This window comes from Halorubrum lipolyticum DSM 21995, from assembly GCF_000337375.1.
GTDB classification, from domain to species: domain Archaea; phylum Halobacteriota; class Halobacteria; order Halobacteriales; family Haloferacaceae; genus Halorubrum; species Halorubrum lipolyticum.
Map to the genome: position 1 here is coordinate 35219 of NZ_AOJG01000009.1, position 17011 is coordinate 52229.

A 17011-nucleotide genomic window follows, 5' to 3' on the forward strand; every position below is an offset into this window, starting at 1 on the left:
AGGCAGTCGATTTATGTATGTCGGCCGAAACGTGAACCCATGACGGCCCTCCACGCCCTCCGTCCGGCAGTCGGCGGTATCGTTCGCAACCCGATCCTCCTGCTCGTCACGGCGCTGTACGGGCTCTTTCAGCTCCCGAACCTGCTCGTGCAGTCGACCAGTCCGGTGCTCGCGTCGGCGATTTCGCTCGTCACGTTCGGCGCGATGGTCCTCGTCCTCCCGTTCTTCCAGGGCGGGCTGCTCGGGATGGCCGACGAGGCGGTCGTGGGCGAGACGCGTCTCGGCACGCTGGCCGCCGTCGGGAAGGCGAACTACGTCCCGCTGCTTCTGGGTTACTTTGTCCTGCTCGCGGTGAACATGGTCTTCGGGTTCATCGCGTTCATGGGCGCGCTCATCGTGGTCATCGGCGGGGCGGTCGCCGGTGTCGGAGGGGACGGCGCGGCCGCCGGCCTCGACGCGCCGGCCCTCGGCTTCGACCCCACGCTGCTCGTGGTCGTGGCCGTCGTCGCGGTCGTGTTCGTGTTGGCGTACCTCCTCGTCACCTTCTTCGTCCAGTTTTACGCCCACGCCGTCGTCCTCGACGACACCGAACTCGTCGACGGGTTCCGCCGCAGCGCGGGACTCGTCCGGTCGAACCTCCTCAGCACGTTCGGGTACACGGTTCTGCTCCTGCTCGGCAGTCTGCTCGTGGGTACCCTCGCCGCCGCGGCGTCGTTCGCTATCGGGCCGCAGCCGCCGGGAAGCCCGATCGCCGACCTGATCCCGTTCGACCCCTCGACCGGCGTCATCGTCGCGGGTGCGATCGGCTACGTCGTTTTGATCGGGGCGGCCGGCGCGTTCTACGCGACGTACTCGGTCGCGTTCTACCGGCGGATCAGCGGGACTGTCGCGAACTGACGCGGCCGCGATCTCGCCCCGCGAGACCGACTTTTTAAGCGATCGCTGGTCGAACCCGACAGTCGAACACACAATGTGGCCCTCCATCGCCGCCGCCCTCCGGTCGGTTCCGCCGTTCGACCGGCTCGCTCGGGTCGATCAACAGCAGTGGCTCCAAATCCGGATCGCGGTCGCGACCGGGCTGGTGATCGCCCTCCCGTTCGCGTTCGCGTACACGTTCGTCTTCCTGATCAACGCGATCGGGCTCCCGCTCTTGGAGTGGGCGAACGAGCGCCCCTACACCGGCGAGTTCTACGCCGACCCCGTCGTCCTCGCGGTCGTCGTGTTCGGCGGCCTCGCGCTCCAGTACCGGTACGGCCCGCGGACCGTCGTGCGCTCCGTCGGCGGGCGCCGCGTCTCCCCGGACGAGTACCCCGAGCTCCACGCCGCGGTCACCCGGCTGGCCGCCCAGGCCGGCGTGCCGAAGCCCGACGTGGCCGTCGCGCGGACGGACCTCCCGAACGCCTTCGCTGTCGGGGGGCGCGAGCGCGGCACCGTCGTGGTCACGAGCGCGCTGCTGGAGACGCTCGACGGCGACGAGCGCGACGCCGTGTTGGCCCACGAGCTCGCGCACCTCGCGAACCGCGACGCGAGCCTGATGACGGTCGCGTGGGTGTTGCCGACGGTCACCTACTACCTCGCCGTGCTCGCATTCTACGTGTTGTACGGGTTGTTCCGGTTCCTCGGCGCGGGCGGCGGGTCGGGCGGCGACCGCGACGGCCGGGCCCTCGTGGTCGGGGTCGTCGTGATCACCGTGAGCGCGCTCGTCACGCTCACCGTCTCGGCGATGTTCTGGTTCGGCAGCGTCCTGATCCACCGCGTGCTCTCGCGGTACCGCGAGTACGCGGCCGACCGCGCGGCCGCCGAGATCACCGGGTCGCCGGCGGCGCTCGCGAGCGCGCTCGACGCCCTCGACGAGTCGATGCCCGAGGTGCCGGAGCGCGACCTCCGCGCGTTCGACGGCGGCGCGGAGGCGCTGTACGTCGCGCCCCTAGAGAGCCGCGCGTTCGGTGACAATGACCTCGTGAGCACCGACGTGTTCCCCGAGACGCACCCCCCGACCCGCGAGCGGATCGAGCGGCTCCGCGAGATGACGGCCGAGGCGACGGGTGAGCGCGCGTGACCGGGGAGCGACCGCGGCGCCCCCGGGCCTTGCGACGCCCCGGACTCTCGCGGCGCCGGCTCCTCTCGGCGACCGCGACCGGACTGGTCGGCGCGCTCGCGGGCTGCGGCTACCGCCCCGGCGGCGGCGACCTCGCGTGGGAGTCGTCGCTCGGTGACGGGGGGTTGCTCGGGGTCGAGGCGCCGCGGTTCGCGGTCGCGCCGGACCGGCTGTTCGTCGTCCGGAACCAGTCCGGACGCACGTTCGACTTCGACACCGAGACGTGGGGCAGTGTGGAGAACGCGACCGTGACCGCGGTGGACGCGGCGGGAGCGACCCGGCTCGACGCGGAGACGGAGCGCCAGGCGGTCGCTCCGCCGGCGGTTACCGGAGAGTCGGTGTTCGTCCCCGTGGTTGGGGAGGGAGTCACGGCGATCGACCGCGACGCGGCGGGGATCGACCCCGACGCGCGGGAGACGGGCGGCGGGACCGGAGGCGAAGCGACCGAAGCGGGCGACGAGATCAGGTGGCAGGTCGACGGGATCGGAGGAGACAGCGGGACCGGGGACTCCGGCGAGTCGGCGGATCCCCCGGGAATCGAGGGTGTCCGCGCGAGCGACCGACTCGTCGCCGTGGTCACGGGAACGGAACTGGCCGCCCTCGACGCCGAAACGGGCGATCGCGCCTTCGGAGTCACGGAGGCGTGGACCGGACCCGACGACGGCTCGGCGGATCGGGTCGCGGTGGAGGGCGAGAACGTGTGGGCCGCGATGGGGGGCGAGAACGCGCGGACCGCCCTCGTCCGATTCGGTCCGTCCGGCGAGCGCCGCGCGGAGCGGTCGGTCTCGGCCCCCCTCGACTGGCTCGTCCGGGCCGACGAGACGCTGGTCGCCGGGAGCGTCGAGGCGGGGACCGTGACCGGATTCGACGCGGATCTCGACCGGCGGTTCTCGCTGTCGGTACCGACGCCGAGCGACCGACCGCCGGTGGTCGCCGGGAGCGACGGGCGCGCACGGCGGCGGCTGTATCTCCACCGAGACGGGGCGGCCAGGGCGCTCGATGTCGAAGCCGGGGAGATCGCGTGGGAGCGGACCGACGCGCCGGCCCGTCGGCGGGCCGCCGTCGACGCGGACGGCATCTACGCGGTCCGATCGCGGGCGATCCTCGCTATCGGCGCCGACGGGGAGGACCGCTGGCGGGCGCCGCTCCCCGATCGCGTCACCGTCGACGAGCTGTTCGCGGTCGGCGGTCGCCTGATCGCCGTCGACGGCGAGGAGCTGTACGGGTTCCACGCGACGCCGGGAGAGCGGTGGTCGCTGGTGGGGTAGGTCCGACGGCGGGGCTCCGTCGACCCATCTCGCGGCGGAAGCCGGGACGTTTCGCCTCGCTAGTTAAAATGCGAATCCCCGGGACGCGACCCCGAGGCGGTTCATTCGGAAAATCCCCGGTTATACTCTTTCAGCAGTCGAACGAGCGGTTCCGCCTCGGCGAACTTCGGTCCCTCGGTGATGGTATCCGTACGGGTGTCCCACCTGACGTATCCGGCGTCGGCCAGTTTGGGGAGGTGGACGTGGTACAGCGCTATTCGGTCCTCCTCGGGGGTGAACCGCCGTTCGAGGGCGGCGATACTGGTCTCGGTGGTGTCCAACAGCGTCGTGAGAATCGCGCGCCGCGTGCGATTTTTGAGCGCGTCCATCATCGAGTCGATCGCCTCGGAGGAAACGGCGCGTTCCTCGACGGTATCGAGGCGCGTCTCCCGAAACGGCTGCTCGTCCCAGTGGGCCAACGTGTACTCGACCCACTGGCTGTGCAGCTCGACGAGGGCCTTCTCTTCGTCGCTGACCGGCTCCTCACGGGCGTCGGTGCCCGCGAAACAGAGCGTTCCGTACAGTTCGTCGCCGACCGAGACGGTGGTCCCCAGATAGCTCCCTAACTCGAACGTGTCGTACGCCGGATCGTCCTCCCACCCTTCGGCGGCGGCGTCGGTGACGGCCATCGTCCCTTCCGGGTCCGTGATCGTCTTCCGACAGTAGGTCTCGGAGAGCGGGACGGTGGTTCCCGGTTCGAGAATACCGTGGGGACCGTACGCGAGTTCGAAGCGTTCCGTCTCCCGGTCGAGGTCGATGGACGACAGAAACGCGCAGTTCATGTCGAACTCTTCGGTCTCGGCTTCGAACAGGCGTTCGAGTCTGGTCCGCGGTTCGATATCGGGCGCTAACAACGCCCGCCAGAGGCGCTGGAAATAGGCCAACTCCCCGTCCGCTTCCCATGTGCAGATGCGATGTGCCATTTGAGTGTCAGCGGGCGTGTCGGGTGGCCCGCTCTCCGCGACTGGTTCGACCGTGACTATGCCCAATGATGACATTTAACTAAGGGTTGATTAATCGGCACTGAGGGCGCCGCTCCGCGAGTGATTCGCCCGCGAACCCGGTGCGGTATATAAAACGCCGGTGCGACCACGGGGAACGACCGGCTACGCGTTCAGGAGGCTGTCGCCGTCGAAGTCGCCGTCGTGATCGACGTCCATCAGGTCGAGGATCGTCGGTGTCACGTCGAAGAGGTTCGACCCCGCGACGTCGAGGTCGGGGTCGGTCGAGTACAGAAGCGAGTTCTCGAATTTGTGCATCCCGTTGCGCGGCCCCTCGGTGAAGACGGCCTCCTTGCCGCCGAAGCCCGACTTCAGGTCGAAGCCGTCCGCGGGGATGACCACGAGGTCGGGCGCGATCTCGTCGTGGTCGCCGTCGAAGGCGTCCTCGCCTTTCACGATCCGCTTGCACACCTGCCGGCCGTCGGGACCGGTGAGCGATTCGAGGTCGCCGATGAGCTCCTCGCGGACCGCCTCGTACTCCGACTCGGGGACGACTCCCTCCGGCTCGCGACCCTCCAGATTGAGGTAGAAGCGGCCGGGGATGAGCGAGTACGCTCGGGTCTCGTCGTCGATGTCGGTGAGCGAGTCGTGGTCGTCGCCGTCGTACGAGAGCCACCCCTCGTCGGCGAGGAACTGGTTGCAGTTCACCTCCCACGTCAGCTCGGTGAACCCGTGGTCGGAGGCGACGATCAGGGTCGTGTCGTCGTCGAGCCGATCGCGGATCTCGCCGATGTACTCGTCGAGGGTCCGGTAGAACTCGAGGAACTCCTCGGCGTACTCCCCGTCGTTCTCGTAGTCGCCGAACAGGAAGTGGTTGACTCGGTCGGTGCTCATGAAGACGCCGAAGAAGAGGTCCCAGTCGTCCTGGTCGAGGTAGTGGGTGAACACGTCGTAGCGGGCGTCGAGCGTCGCGTGCGCGTTCTCGACGAAGTCGGTCTTGTCGTCGTCGTGACCGAGCTTCGCGTTCACGTCGATCTTGTAGTCGCGGTCCTCGAGCACCTTCCGGACCGCGTCGTCGCTCGCGGCCGCGTCGAGCGATGGCGAGAGGAACCCTGAGACCTGGCGCTGGATCCGGCTCGAGGGCGGGAACGTGACCGGGACGTTGAGCACGGTCGCGTCGCGGCCGTCGTCGGTGACGCGGTCCCAGAGCCGCGTCGCCGACACGTGTTTGCCCATCGGGACGTACGTCTCGTAGGAGTCGATCTCGCGGTCCTGGAATCCGTACACGCCGGTCTCGCCGGGGTTCACGCCGGTCGTGAGGCTCGGCCAGCACGCGCTCGACTCGGGCGGCACGATGCTCTCCAGCCGGCCCGCCGAGCCCGACTCGGCGATGTCGGTCAAGTTCTCGAAGACGTCGGGGTGCTCCTGAACCAGGTCGTACGGTACGCCGTCGATGCCGAGGAAGACCACGCGCTCGTCGTCGCCGCCGCGCAGCCGATCGAACAGTCCCATGGGCGAGAGTGACTTCGAGCCGACAAATTCCTTGTGTTCTGGCGAGTGACGCCGCGATCCGCGGGTCGCGGCGAGTCATGCCGCCGTCCGTCGCTCTCGGCGAGTCCGGCCGCGACTCCCGCGCGCTGGCAAGTCGCGCCGATTCAGAAGGCCTATTGATCTCCGCGGAGACATATCCGGCGTATGACCGACGACTTCCCGGCGAGCGTCGACGTCGACTACGCCGACGGCGAGGGCGAGGATCCGGCGGACTACCCGTCGCTGCAACACAAGATCGAGAAGGCCATCGAGGTCACCAAAACCGGACTCGAGCAGTACGAGAACCCGGCCGTGATGTGGACGGGCGGGAAGGACTCCACGCTGACGCTGTACTTCATCAACCAGGTCGCCGAAAAGTACGGCTACGAGAAGCCGACCGCCGTCTTCATCGACCACTTCCAGCACTTCGACGACATCACCGACTTCGTCGAGCGCTGGGCCGACGAGTGGGAGATCGACCTCGTGTACGCCCGCAACGAGGACGTGGGCGCGTACGTCGAGGAACACGGCCTCGAACCGGGCGACGACATCCCGGTCTCGGCGCTGAACGAGCAGAACCAGCACCACATCCGCGACATCCTCGAGTTCGAGGAGGACTCTTTCCCCTTCCTGCTCGACACCTACGTCGGGAACCACCTCCTGAAGACGGTCGCGCTCAACAACGCCCTCGAAGAACACGACATCGACGGCGTCATCTCGGGCGTCCGGTGGGACGAGCAGGAGGCGCGCGCCGACGAGACGTTCTTCTCGCCGCGTCACGATCCCGACCTGTTCCCGCCGCACGACCGCATCCAGCCCATCCTGCAGTTCGCCGAGGCCGACGTGTGGGACGCCTTCTGGAACTACGTCGTCCCCGACACGGTCGAGGCGTTCCCCGACGAGGGATACGTCCCGCAGGCCGACGACGACCTCCCCGAGGGCGTCACCCAAGAGGACGTACCGATCTCGCCGAAGTACTTCGCCGGGTTCCGCTCGCTCGGCAGCGAGGTCAGCACGGAGAAGACGACCGAGGAGCCCGCGTGGCTGCAGGACCTCGAGGACACGACCGAGCGCGCCGGCCGCGCCCAGGACAAGGAGGACCTGATGGAGCGCCTGCGCGACCTCGGCTACATGTAACGCTCGGTCCGACTACGACGAGCGCACCAGCGGCTCGTACCACTCCCGGTTCGCGCGGTACCACTCGATGAACTCCTCCACGCCCTCCAGAATCGTCCGCGAGGGCTCGTACCCGATCAGCGCTCCGGCCTTCTCGACCGACGCGTGCGTGTGTTCCGCGTCGGCCTCCTGTGCGGACTCGTACGTGATATCGAGCTCGGGCGCGAGCCGATCGCGGACCGTCTCGGCCAACTCCCGAATCGACACGTTGTCCGAGCTCCCGACGTTCAGCACTTCGCCGTCGGCCGCGCCGGAGTTCAACAGCGTCCGATTCGCGTCGACCACGTCTGCGACGTAGGTGAAGTCCCGCGTCTGACGGCCGTCGCCGTATATCACCGGCGGTTCGCCGTTCAGACACCGCGAGACGAAGTTCGAGATGGCCATGTTCGGCCGCATCCGTGGCCCGTACACCGTGAAGTACCGGAGGCAGACCGTCGGCAGCCCGTGGAGTTCGGCGTACACCCGCGCCAGATGCTCTTGGGCGAGCTTCGTCACGCCGTAGGGGCTCACGGGTTCGGTCGGGTGGTCCTCCGCGTAGGGTAACGACTCGGGCTTCCCGTAGACGGACGAGGAGCTCGCGAGGACCACTCGCCGCACGTCCGCCTCCTTCGACGCCTCGAGCAGGTTCACGGTCCCGTCGACGTTGATGTCGGTCACCTTTCGAGGATGATCCACGCTCGCGCGCACGCCCGCCTGTGCGGCCTGATGGAAGACGACGTCCGCGTCGGCGACCAGCGATCGCACCGTCTCCGGGTCCCGAACGTCGCCTTCGACGAACCGGTACCGCGCGTCTCGTTCGCCGGCCGCGTCGCGGTGAATATCGAGCGTGTGCCGTTTGATACCCTCCGCGTAGAAGGGTTCGAGGCTGTCGAGGACGGTCACGTCGTGGCCGTCGGCGAGGAAGGACTCGGCGAGATGGCCGCCGATGAATCCGGCCCCCCCTGTCACCAGAATCCGCATTGTTGCCCCCCGATCACCCACCGCCTGACGAGGGCGGAAGATCGATGTCTCCGTCGACGGCCTGTCCGGTGGCGGCGGACCGTTCGGCGGCCTCGAGAACCCGCACGGCGTTCAGACCGACGCGCCCAGAGGCGCGCGGCGTCTCGCCCGTGCGACGGGCGTCGAGAAACGACTCGACTTCCAGGCGGAGCGGTTCGGCCCCTGGCGGTTCGTACGTCCGAGACGACTCCTCACGGGTCTGGACCTCCGCGTCGGTGACCAGCGTGTTGTCGTAGAGTTCGACGACGAGATCGCTTATATACCGACCGCTACGAAACACGTCCGACACGCGGTCGAGAACCGGATCGTCCACGTAGATGTCGGTAAGCGAAAGAGCGTCTGACATACGACCCCCTGTTTTCGAGAGCGTCGGATTGTTATACCCCGCCTACGAGAGATATGTTCTCTATCGCACACCAGTTTCAACCGACTCGAAGACCGAACCTCGACAGTCGTAAACCGCGGGACTGGTGACGACCGTTCGCTCTCCCGAACCGAGCGCCCGCGTGACGAACTCCCGTGGACCCGGCTCCTCGATGCGGAGGTCATCCGGTCTGCGGATCGATTTTCATAATGACTGGGACCTCGCGAGACGAGGCGAGTAGCCGCGCTCACCGGTACGGCGCAGACACGAGCTCGACCCCTCTTCGAAGCCAATCTCGGGCTCCCAGCCGGTCGCCTCGCGGAACGTCGAGCAGTCGGCGATCGTGTCGTGGACGTAGCCGTCGAAGGGGGACTCGACGTACTCGGGGTCGATGTCGGTGCCGAGCGCTCCCGGCGACGACCGCAGCCGATAAACCCTGTCCCGCCGTCGACCACGGACATGTACGGAGTCGTGCTCGCGGCCGGCCGCGGAACCCGCATGCGACCGCTGACGGACCGACTGCCGAAACCCCTCCTCCCGGTCGGGGACCGCTCGCTGCTCGAACGGGTGTTCGACACCGCCGCCGATGTCGTGGACGAGTTCGTCGTCGTCACCGGCTACCGCGGCGACGCGCTCCGCGAGGCGGTCGGCGAGTCGTACCGGGACCGCCCAGTCCACTACGTCGAGCAGGCGGAGGCGCTGGGGACGGCCCACGCCGTCGCGCAGGCCGAGCCCGTCGTCGACGACGACTTCCTCGTGCTCAACGGCGACGTGGTCGTGGACGCGTCGCTCCCGCGGGCGCTCGCCGACGCGGAGGGGACCGCGGTCGCCGCCACCGAGGTCGCGGACCCGCGGGCGTACGGCGTGCTCTCGACCGCCGCCGACGGCTCGCTCACGGGGATCGTCGAGAAGCCCGACGACCCGCCGACGAACCTCGCGAACGTCGGCTGTTACGCGTTCGGACCCGGGGTGTTCGAGTACATCGACCGGACCCCGGAGAGCGAGCGCGGCGAGTACGAGATCACGACGACGATCGAGCTGCTGCTCGACGACGGCCACCGGATCGACGTGGCGCCCTACGAGGGCACGTGGCTCGACGTGGGTCGCCCGTGGGAGCTGTTAGAGGCCAGCGAGCTGGCGCTCGCGGAGCTGGACGACGAGGTCGAGACCGCCGGCACGGTCGAAGCGGGCGTTCACCTCCACGGCGCGGTCGTCGTCGAGGAGGGAGCCACCGTACGGTCGGGCGCCTACGTCGAGGGGCCGGCGCTGATCCGAGAGGGAGCGGAGGTCGGTCCGAACGCGTACGTTCGCGGGGCGACCGTGGTCGGCCCGGGCGCGCACGTCGGCCACTCGGTCGAGATCAAAAACAGCGTGCTCATGGCCGACGCGTCCGTCGGCCATCTCTCGTACGTCGGGGATTCGGTGCTCGGGCGCGGCGTGAACTTCGGCGCCGGGACGAACGTCGCGAACCTCCGGCACGACGACGCGAACGTCCGGCTGCAGGTGAAAGGCGAGTCCGTCGACACCGGTCGCCGGAAGCTCGGCGTGATCGTCGGCGACGGGGCGAAGACGGGGATCAACACGTCGCTGAACGCCGGCGTCAAACTGGGTGCGGGAGAGACGACCGGTCCCGGCGAGGTGCTGACGCGCGATCGGCTCTCCGAGTGACGCCGCGTGGGCTCGTCCGACACTACGCCCCTCGTCGAGCGTACCGTTCGAAGACCGCCCCGACTTCCCGGCCGGACTCCTTGAGCCGCTCCGTGTACGCCGGCCGGTCCCACGTCGGCGGGACGAACGACAGCGACCGTAGCCCTCCCTCAGCGGCGCGGGGGACCGCGTGCGTGACGTTCGTCGAGCCGTCGAGGGGAGTCGCCGTGCCCTCCGAATCGGTCGGGACGTACGAGGCGGCGGCGACCTCGATCCCCGCGAACGTCTCGTACGCGTCGAGTCCCTCGGTCCAGAAGTCACCGAGCCGGCGTCGTCGGCTCGGGTCGGCGACGTTGAGCAGCTGCCACGGCAGCCGGACCTCGATCGCGTCGCTCGACGGCGACACGTGAACGTCCGCGAGCGAGTCGTACTCGGGGGAGTCCGGATTCCCGTTGCCGTACCGGAGACGACCCGTCTCGACCGACTCGAACGGGACGCGCTCGCCCGTCTCCGGGACGGTGTACCCGCGGTTGATCACCATCCGGAGCGGCGCGAAGACGCCGGGGTCGGGGTCGCGGTACCGGCCGAGGTCGAGGCCGGCCTCGGCGCCGTACTCGTACGCGAATGCGTCGTATCGCGGGTCGACGGTCACGCGGGAGGCGTCGGGGCCGCCGAGCCGGACGACGAAGTCGGCCGGCGCCGTCGCCGAGAGCCCGTACGGGAGCGCCCTGCCGCCGCGGTCGGTGATGCCGAGCGCGAGGAGGTAGTTGGTCGTCGTCCAGTCGATGTCGGCGCCGAGATCCGCGAGCTCGAGGCGGACGGAGAGGTACGCCGCGTCGCTCGTGACTCGCACCGCGGTCAGCTCCCTGGCCGCGTCCGCGCCGTCGCCGAGCCGGATCGGGCCGTTTTCGGGCGACGCGGCGGTCGCGTCGGTCCACGCGTCGGCCGAGCCGTCGAGCGGGACGGCCCCCTCCGGATCGAAGCCGAGCAGACCGAACCGCTGTTCCGGCGTCTGGACGTTCGACCAGTGCGGTCGGCGGTCGGGGTCCGAGAAGTGGGCGAGGTTCCACGTCCGCTTGAACCACTCGTCGTGCCAGCTGAAGACGACCCCGCCGGCCGTCCCGGCCTCACGGATGTCCTCGTACATCGCGCCGAGGATCGCCCCCTGTTCGGCTTCGGTGTGCCGGCCCTGATCGCGGCCGTGCACGTCCCGTTGGGCGATCCCGCGCGACGAGGGCACGCCGAACTCCGCGACGAGCAGGGGGTGGTCGGTCGCGCCGACGAGGTCAGTTAAATACCCCGCGTAGCTGTTCGGCTCGCCGCGGTGGTCGGTGTGGTTCGCGTAGGCCGGCGTCTCGTTCAACAGGGGCGGGTAGTACGGGTAGACGTGGTACGCCGCGAACGTCCCCGCGTCGTACGCGTCCGTCGCGGCGACCGCGTCGGGGTCGACGGAGACGGCGTCCTCAGCGACGAAGGGCTCGTAGGGGTGAGAGAGGGGGTCGGTCGTCACCCAGTTCGTGAACGCCGCCGGGCGTCGCGCGTCGTACTCGGCGGCCTCGTAGGCGACGCCCGCGTCGAGCCGCGCCGCGAGCCACCCCTCGAAGGGGGACGCGTCGCGAGCGGCGAGGTACTCGCCGTCGTATCCGCTCTGATCGTTGACTCGGTCCGTCTCGGCGACGACAGCCGGCGGCCACTCGATACCGACGATATATCCAAGCACGGAGTCGCTCACGTCGGCGTCGTACGTCCCGCTCGCGTGGCCGGGCTTCGGCTCGATCGTCGTCGCGCCGTGGACGGCGTCGATCACCCGTCGAAACGAGCGGTCGAACGCGGCCGACAGCGTGAACACGTCGCCGGCCTCGCGGAGCGTCTCCTCGCCGATCCAGTTGCCGTGGAGGACGTATATCGGGTCCGCGTGGGAGCGATTGTACGCGGCGAGAGCCCGGTAGAACGCGGGCGGATGCACGGTGTACACCCGGACGACATTGACGTGCAGGTCACCCATCGCCGCGAGCCAGCGGTCGTACTCGGCGCGGGTGATCGCGGCCTCGCCGGGGAAGCGCCCGGGCTTGGCCATCCCGAGGTTCACGCCGCGGACGGAGAGGGGAGCAAACTCGCCCCCGTCGACCGCGACTTCGAACCCGTTCTCGGCGACGCGGAACCGGCGGGACGGTCCCTCGCCCTCGTTTCGGACACCGTCCGTTCGCCCGACTGAGTCGTCGCCGCGGAAGCCGCAGCCGGCGGTACCGACCGCACCGGCGACTCCGACGCGACCGAGAAATCGGCGTCTGCGCACGTCGACATATACGGGTGAACGGAGATAAGGATATCCGTAACCGGTTTCACGGAGATTACTTCGGTCGAACGCCACACGCGGTTCGGCCCCGCCAGCCCGGGGCGATAGACCCCCGACCCGGGATCGCAGTTTTATATGCTCTCATCGATTAAGCGGATGATAACCGCTTCCCACCTCATGTCACTCGACGCTCCCCGTTCGGATCCATTTAAGAGCCTGTTACAGCTGACGGCGGGCGACCTCACCAGCGAGCAGCGGATACGACGGGCGATCGAGGTCGGCCGGGAGTACCTCGGGGTCGACAACGGCGTCCTCTCGTACACCGGCGAGGGGCGCTACGAGGTGGTCGAGACGAGCATCGAGAGCGGTCCCTACGCGGCGGGTGCCGTCGTCGACCTCGACGGGACCTGGTGCCGGCACGTCGTCGGGAGCGGGGAGACGGTCGGGTTCGCGGACGCGACCGACAGCGAGTACCGCGACGACGCGGCGTTGGAGACGACCGGCATCTACTGTTACGTCGGGGCGCCGGTGGACGTCGACGGCGAGACGTACGGAACGCTGTGTTTCTCCGACGCCGAGCCCCGGTCCGATCCGATCACCGATCGGGAGCGCGACTTCGTCTCCGTCCTCGCGGAGTGGGTCGGCGCCGAGCTCGAGCGGCAGAAACACTACACCGAGCTCCGCGAGCAGAACGAGCGGCTCGACGAGTTCACCGGGATCGTCGCCCACGACCTCCGGAACCCGCTGGCGGGCGCGATCGGCTTCACCGAGCTCGCGCAGGAGTTGGTGTCCGGACAGGCGGCCGACTTCCTCGGTCGGGTCCGTAACTCGCTGGGTCGCATGGAGTCGATGATCGCCGAGTGTCTGATCCTCGCGAAGGAGGGCGCCGACGTCGGTGAACGAACCGAGGTCGCGCTCGAAGCGCTCGTCCGGGACGCGTGGGACACGGTGCAGACGCGCGACGCCGCGCTGACGGTCGACATCGCGCCCGGCACGACGGTCGTCGCCGACCAGATGCGGCTCCGGCGGCTCCTCGAGAACCTGTTCCGCAACAGCGTCGAGCACGGCGGCCCGGGCGTCTCGGTGACGGTGACGGGAGACGAACGCGGCTTCGCCGTCGCGGACGACGGACCGGGACTCCCGCCCGCGGTCGAGAGCGCGCTCGCGGCGGCCGACACGGAGAACGTGAAGTCGTTCGGCCTCGGTCTCCTGGTGGTCCAGCGGGTCGTCTCCGGCCACGGCTGGGACCTCGCGGTCGAGAGCTCCGACGCGGGGACGCGGTTCGCGGTGACGGACGTCAACACCGCCGAGCCGATCTATCACGACTTGGACGGCTGAGCACGGCTCGGGTATCGCGGGTCAGTCGGCGCCCTCGGTGGCCGCTTCGACCACACACGAACCCGCTCGTCACCGACGCTGACCCGCTCGTCACCGACGCTGACCGCTCGTCGCGGTTTCGTCGGTCGCGGTTTCGTCGGTCGCGGTTTCGTCGGTCGCGGTTTCGTCGGTCGCGGTTTCGTCGGTCCCGGCCGCCGCCGTCTCGGCGTCGGAGCCGAACCCGCGCCGCTCCATGACGCCCCACGACCGGTCGCCGCGCAGGTACTCGATCAGGCCGTGCCACGCGACGACCGTCTTCCACTGGCGATAGCCGAAGTTCTCCAAGACGCCGTACCAGAGGAGTCGGAGCACGTCCCACGGCGACGCGTACCGGTTGTAGCTCCACACCTCGCTGAACACGCCGAACCACGAGAGGAACATGCCGGTGCCGACCGTGAGAAGCAGGAACGCCAGGAAGAACTCGATATTTAAGATCCCGAGGTACCACGCGATCGGGAGCAACACGTAGCCGACCCCCTCGATGAGTGGCCCGATCGCCTCCGCCGCGGTGAAGAAGGGGAGGATGACGGTCCCGACGCGCCCGTACGCCCGGCGGAAGAACATCCGACGGCTGGCGACGACCGTCTCCAGCATCCCCCGGTACCAGCGTCGCCGCTGGCGGCCGAGGGCTCGGAGGGTGTCCGGGACCTCCGTCCACGCGACCGGCTCCGGGACGAACTCGATACGGTAGTCCACGTCGGCGTCCGAGAGGTGCTCGTGGAGCCGGACGACAACGTCGAAGTCCTCGGTGACCGTGTCGTGTCGGTAGCCGCCGATATCGCGGACGCGGTCGGTACGGAACACGCCGAACGCCCCCGAGATAAGGATCAGCCCCTTGAGGCGGGCGAGGCCGAGCCGCCCCGAGTAGAACGCCCGCAGGTACTCCATCACCTGCACGCCGGCGAGCCCGGTCTTCGGGAGGTTGATCTCCTTGACCTGTCCGTCCTGCACCACGCAGTCGTTGGCGACCCGGATGGTGCCCCCGCTGGCGACCGTTCGCGAGGGGTCCTCCAAGAACGGCGCGACCACGTCCAGCAGCGCGTCACGGTCGATCAGGGTATCGGCGTCGACCGCGCAGAACAGCTCTTTGTCGGTGAGCCAGACGCCGGCGTTGAGCGCGTCGCTTTTGCCGCCGTTCTCCTTGTCGACGACCAGCAGGTCCTCGTGGGTCGCCGAGCGGTACACCCCGCGGATCGGCTCGGAAGGAACGTCGTACGGCACCTCGGCGTCGACCGGACGGAGCCCGAACGCCCCGACGAGCCGTTCGAGGGTGGTGTCCGACGAGCCGTCGTTGACGACGACGATCTCCTGGTCGGGGTAGTTGAGCGCTAGCATCGATCGCACGCTCTCGACGATCGTCGGCGCTTCGTTGTACGCCGGCACGACCATCGCGACGCCCGGGTAGAACGGGCTGTCGAACTCGCGGAACGACGGCGACCACGCCGACTCGCGGACGCTGTCGCGGAGCTGGAGCAGGGCGAGGACGTGGATCGCGAGGTAGCCGGCGTTGATCAGCAGGTAGTACGCGACGATGAAGACGCCCGACCCGGCGATGACGGCTGTGCCGAGGGCACCGAGCGTCGTCATCCGCGCACCTCCTCGCGGAGCCGCTCGCGTTCCGCGGAGATGTCGCGCGCGAGGCGGTCGAATCGGGCGTGTTCGGTCGCCCACGCCCACGCGACTTCGAAGGGTGCAGGCTCGTCGGCGGGGGGCGTGGCGTCGGCGGGGAGTGCGGACCCGTCGGCGGGGGGCGTAGCGCCGGCGGGGGACGTGGCGTCGGCGGTCGGGCGACTGTCCTCGTCGACGAGCGACGCGCTCCGCCCGGGAACGGGAGCGTCGGGACCGCGGTGCGAAACGAGCGTCTCGGCCGCGGCGATCCGTGCGCGTGCGTCCGGCTCCGCGGTCGCGGCGGCCTCGATCGCCCCGATCGCGTCGGCGTCGCCCCATACGCCGAGCGCCCGATACGCGCTCGCGCGGACCGTCGGGTCGGGATCGTCAGGGATCGCCTCGGGGTCGACCACGCCGCGGAGCCGTCGGTTCCAGCCGTACGCCCCGAGCGCGCGCCACGCGGCCGACCGCACCCGCGGATCGGGGCTCGACAGCGCCCCGACGACCCACGAGAGGTCGGCGTCCCCGACCACGGTGGTGAGGTGCCGAACCACGAGCAGCGCCTGTCGCTGGAGCGCCGGCTCCCAGTCGTTGAAGTCGGCGGCGGCCCGCTCGAAGAACGGCGTCGGGTCGCGCTCGGCGACGCGGTACAGCGTGTCGACGCCGAACACCGAGAACGCCGACGGATTATCGCGCAGCAACAGGTCGACGCCGGTCGTCGCGCAGTCGTCCGTCGCCGCAGCGTGCAACACCCTCGCGGCCGCGGCGCGCTCGCGGGGCGTGTCGGTACAGCGTGCTTCGAGCAGGCCGCGGTCGGGGGGATCCCGGAGCAGCGCGAGCCAGACCAGCGCGTGGATCCGGTCCCAGTAGTCGCCCTCGGCGATCTCGCGGCGCGCCCGCTCGTCGATCCCGAGCGCGGTTCCCAATCCCGCCAGCTCGGCGGCGTCGCGCCCTTCGAGCTCGCGGAGGTACACGTCGAGCAGCGACTCGAGCTCGTCGCGCTCGAGCGCCGAGAGCCCGGCGACCCACTCGTCCCACGCCGGTTCGTCGCGCCCGTAGAGCCTGTCGAGCAGTTCGGACCGGAGGCCCGCACGGGCCGGAACCCGCCGCCGGCGCCTGCGGGCCGCCCGCACCGAGTAGCCGACGGTCACGATCACCACCGCGGCGAGCAACGAGGCCAGGACGACGACGGCGAGGGTGAGCGCGACCGGCGGGATCTCGACCGCCTGGAGGACGAGGTCGCCGGTGATCCGCGGCGAGGTCGCAATCAGACCCGGAATCACGCTCATCGCCCGACCAGCCGCTCGATCCGGACGAGCAGTTCGTTCGGACTGAACGGCTTCGTGAGGTACTCGTCCGCGCCGGACTCGAGCCCTTCGAGCACGTCCGCCTCCTGCCCGCGCGAGGTGAGCATGACGACGGGAACGTCGGGGTCGACCGCGAGCTCCCCGCGTCGCACCGTTCGGAGCAGTTGGGTCCCCTTCAGCCGCGGCATCATCACGTCGAGGACGACGACGTCGGGGTCGGCGTCGGGGTCGTCCAGCGCCGCTCGGCCTTCCTCGCCGTCGTGGCATACGGTGACATCGAACCCCGCGTTCGACAGTTTGTACTCGAGGATCGACCGGATCGTCTCGTCGTCGTCCGCGATGACGGCCGATTTCGACACGG

At 69.4% G+C, this 17011-nt stretch carries 14 protein-coding genes and 1 pseudogene; 6 read left to right on the top strand and 9 right to left on the bottom strand.

Going from position 1 to position 17011, the window contains the following annotated elements; all coding sequences use genetic code 11:
- Positions 1-39 precede the first annotated feature (39 nt).
- From C469_RS03360 to C469_RS03370, 3 genes are all read left to right on the top strand, one after another.
- Positions 40-897 carry a DUF7847 domain-containing protein gene (locus tag C469_RS03360; protein WP_008003871.1) on the top strand — a complete coding sequence of 286 codons (858 nt, stop codon included), beginning with the start codon at positions 40-42 and terminating at the stop codon, positions 895-897.
- Positions 898-970: 73 nt separating this feature from the next.
- Complete coding sequence (locus tag C469_RS03365; protein ID WP_008003872.1) at positions 971-2059, top strand: M48 family metalloprotease; 1089 nt, start codon at positions 971-973, stop codon at positions 2057-2059.
- A gap of 29 nt (positions 2060-2088) precedes the next feature.
- Positions 2089-3366 (top strand): PQQ-binding-like beta-propeller repeat protein, encoded by a 1278-nt coding sequence (locus C469_RS03370; RefSeq protein WP_008003874.1) that lies wholly within the window; start codon positions 2089-2091, stop codon positions 3364-3366.
- Positions 3367-3467: 101 nt separating this feature from the next.
- Here the strand turns inward: C469_RS03370 and C469_RS03375 are convergent, their stop codons facing one another.
- Together C469_RS03375 and C469_RS03380 are read right to left on the bottom strand one after the other, a co-directional pair.
- Positions 3468-4328: a DUF7344 domain-containing protein gene (locus C469_RS03375; RefSeq protein ID WP_082230101.1), complete on the bottom strand. Its 861-nt coding sequence runs from the start codon at positions 4326-4328 to the stop codon at positions 3468-3470.
- Positions 4329-4511: 183 nt separating this feature from the next.
- Entirely contained in the window at positions 4512-5858 is a 1347-nt protein-coding gene (locus C469_RS03380) for an alkaline phosphatase family protein (RefSeq protein WP_008003876.1), read from the bottom strand.
- 183 nt (positions 5859-6041) lie between these two features.
- Between C469_RS03380 and C469_RS03385 the strand changes: the two genes are divergently transcribed.
- The gene (locus C469_RS03385) at positions 6042-7013 is read left to right on the top strand and encodes a phosphoadenosine phosphosulfate reductase family protein (protein WP_008003877.1); all 972 of its coding nucleotides are present in this window, start codon (positions 6042-6044) and stop codon (positions 7011-7013) included.
- A 12-nt stretch (positions 7014-7025) separates the two neighbouring features.
- On the opposite strand, the gene C469_RS03390 is transcribed toward C469_RS03385, so the two are convergent.
- The 3 genes and pseudogenes from C469_RS03390 to C469_RS17445 form a co-directional block, all read right to left on the bottom strand.
- A complete protein-coding gene (locus C469_RS03390; RefSeq protein WP_008003878.1) occupies positions 7026-8012 on the bottom strand; it encodes an NAD-dependent epimerase/dehydratase family protein in 987 nt (328 codons plus the stop codon).
- Between the two features lie 13 nt (positions 8013-8025).
- Positions 8026-8397, bottom strand: coding sequence for a hypothetical protein (locus tag C469_RS03395; protein WP_008003879.1), 372 nt, complete (start codon positions 8395-8397; stop codon positions 8026-8028).
- 265 nt (positions 8398-8662) lie between these two features.
- A pseudogene (locus tag C469_RS17445) lies at positions 8663-8823 on the bottom strand (NAD-dependent epimerase/dehydratase family protein); the annotation flags it as partial.
- Between the two features lie 51 nt (positions 8824-8874).
- Here C469_RS17445 and glmU point away from each other — a divergent pair.
- Complete coding sequence (gene glmU, locus C469_RS03400; protein WP_008003880.1) at positions 8875-10083, top strand: bifunctional sugar-1-phosphate nucleotidylyltransferase/acetyltransferase; 1209 nt, start codon at positions 8875-8877, stop codon at positions 10081-10083.
- Between the two features lie 22 nt (positions 10084-10105).
- On the opposite strand, the gene C469_RS03405 is transcribed toward glmU, so the two are convergent.
- Entirely contained in the window at positions 10106-12358 is a 2253-nt protein-coding gene (locus C469_RS03405) for a hypothetical protein (RefSeq protein ID WP_008003881.1), read from the bottom strand.
- 177 nt (positions 12359-12535) lie between these two features.
- On the opposite strand from C469_RS03405, the gene C469_RS03410 reads away from it, so the two are divergent.
- Positions 12536-13696, top strand: coding sequence for a sensor histidine kinase (locus C469_RS03410; protein WP_008003882.1), 1161 nt, complete (start codon positions 12536-12538; stop codon positions 13694-13696).
- A 90-nt stretch (positions 13697-13786) separates the two neighbouring features.
- On the opposite strand, the gene C469_RS03415 is transcribed toward C469_RS03410, so the two are convergent.
- Genes C469_RS03415 through C469_RS03425 form a run of 3 tightly spaced genes read right to left on the bottom strand, consistent with a single transcriptional unit; the run spans position 13787 to position 17009 of the window.
- Entirely contained in the window at positions 13787-15322 is a 1536-nt protein-coding gene (locus tag C469_RS03415; protein WP_008003883.1) for a glycosyltransferase family 2 protein, read from the bottom strand.
- Positions 15319-16632, bottom strand: coding sequence for a HEAT repeat domain-containing protein (locus C469_RS03420; protein WP_008003885.1), 1314 nt, complete (start codon positions 16630-16632; stop codon positions 15319-15321). Before C469_RS03420 ends, C469_RS03415 begins: the two co-directional genes overlap by 4 nt.
- Positions 16629-17009, bottom strand: a complete 381-nt coding sequence (locus C469_RS03425; protein WP_008003886.1) for a response regulator transcription factor — start codon at positions 17007-17009, stop codon at positions 16629-16631. Before C469_RS03425 ends, C469_RS03420 begins: the two co-directional genes overlap by 4 nt.
- Positions 17010-17011 lie beyond the last annotated feature (2 nt).

Bases quoted from the DNA above. Each gene is read 5' to 3' on its own strand.
- C469_RS03360 (WP_008003871.1), top strand. From the start codon at position 40: ATGACGGCCCTCCACGCCCTCCGTCCGGCAGTCGGCGGTATCGTTCGC.
- C469_RS03365 (WP_008003872.1), top strand. From the start codon at position 971: ATGTGGCCCTCCATCGCCGCCGCCCTCCGGTCGGTTCCGCCGTTCGAC.
- C469_RS03375 (WP_082230101.1), bottom strand. From the start codon at position 4,328: ATGGCACATCGCATCTGCACATGGGAAGCGGACGGGGAGTTGGCCTAT.
- C469_RS03380 (WP_008003876.1), bottom strand. From the start codon at position 5,858: ATGGGACTGTTCGATCGGCTGCGCGGCGGCGACGACGAGCGCGTGGTC.
- C469_RS03385 (WP_008003877.1), top strand. From the start codon at position 6,042: ATGACCGACGACTTCCCGGCGAGCGTCGACGTCGACTACGCCGACGGC.
- C469_RS03390 (WP_008003878.1), bottom strand. From the start codon at position 8,012: ATGCGGATTCTGGTGACAGGGGGGGCCGGATTCATCGGCGGCCATCTC.
- C469_RS03395 (WP_008003879.1), bottom strand. From the start codon at position 8,397: ATGTCAGACGCTCTTTCGCTTACCGACATCTACGTGGACGATCCGGTT.
- glmU (WP_008003880.1), top strand. From the start codon at position 8,875: ATGTACGGAGTCGTGCTCGCGGCCGGCCGCGGAACCCGCATGCGACCG.
- C469_RS03410 (WP_008003882.1), top strand. From the start codon at position 12,536: ATGTCACTCGACGCTCCCCGTTCGGATCCATTTAAGAGCCTGTTACAG.
- C469_RS03415 (WP_008003883.1), bottom strand. From the start codon at position 15,322: ATGACGACGCTCGGTGCCCTCGGCACAGCCGTCATCGCCGGGTCGGGC.
- C469_RS03420 (WP_008003885.1), bottom strand. From the start codon at position 16,632: ATGAGCGTGATTCCGGGTCTGATTGCGACCTCGCCGCGGATCACCGGC.